The 1,134-nt window shown below is 42.9% G+C and carries 1 pseudogene; it reads right to left on the bottom strand.

What is annotated here, in order from left to right:
* Positions 1-214: 214 nt before the first annotated feature.
* A pseudogene (locus BWI92_RS27660) lies at positions 215-1,134 on the bottom strand (hypothetical protein); the annotation flags it as partial.

Below are 1,134 nucleotides of genomic sequence, written 5' to 3'. Positions count from 1 at the left end.
ATGGCATATAGCCTAATGCCTATCGCGGGTAACCTAATATCTTCTTCGTACAGCCCAAATCTGCTCTACATGAAGCATTATGAGCTAGGCTAAACAGCTTAGCAACATTATGCCGAGTGCCCATAGCCAAGTGCCGAATGCCCATACATAGCCCAAACCTTCCACTTTGTCTCTTTGTAATCTGTTCTCTTTATCCCTTAATTTAAACATTTTATCACTTCAGCAATGGAATTAACGAATCAACATCTGCCTTTGAGCTAACGAAAGAGTACCTACCTCCTTGTACATTTGATGAACTTGGTGCTGGTAAGTTTGGATTTACTGTACCTGTTACTCCTTGACGTGTTCCTGTTGTCGTTTCACAAGTCGTTGTGTTGTCTTTACAGCCTACATAATAAGTAGTCGTTGCTGTCAAACTTGGGGCATAACTTGTACCTGTTGTCAATACACTTGTTGAGCTCTGACTTGCATACCATTGTACTGTTTGACCAGTTGAACATGTTGCTGTCAAGGTTACTACACCTGCTTCACATCTTGATGCCCCTACTACATTACTTGCACTTGGTGCACTTGGGATTGGGTTAACCGTTCCAATTACGCCTTGACGTGAGCCTGTTGCTGTTTCACATGTTGTTGTGTTATCCTTACATCCAACAAAGTATGTTGTCGTGGCTGTGATGCTTGGTGCATAACTTGTACCTGTTGTCAATACACTTGTTGAACTCTGACTTGCATACCATTGTACTGTTTGACCTGTCGTACAAGTTGCTGTCAAATTCACTACCCCACTTCCGCAAACTGCACCATTCGTTACATTACTTGAACTTGGTGCGCTTGGAATTGGGTTAACTGTTCCTACAACTGTTTGACGTGAGTTGGTCGCCGTCTCACAAGTCGTAGTATTATCTTTACAACCTACATAATAAGTCGTAGTCGCTGCAATACTTGGTGCATAGCTGGTGCCTGTCGACAACACTGTTGTCGAGGTCTGACTTGCATACCATTGTACTGTTTGGCCTGTTGAGCATGTTGCACTTAAGTTTACAATTCCACTACCACATCTTGAGTTATTAGTTACATTCCCTGCACTTGGTGCGCTTGGGATTGGATTCACTGTTCCTACTACTGCTTGAC

This window comes from Flectobacillus sp. BAB-3569, assembly GCF_002270355.1.
GTDB classification, from domain to species: Bacteria; Bacteroidota; Bacteroidia; order Cytophagales; family Spirosomataceae; genus Flectobacillus; species Flectobacillus roseus.
The sequence above is the reverse complement of the archived record's forward strand: the minus strand, read 5'-3'. Positions and strand labels throughout refer to the sequence as shown.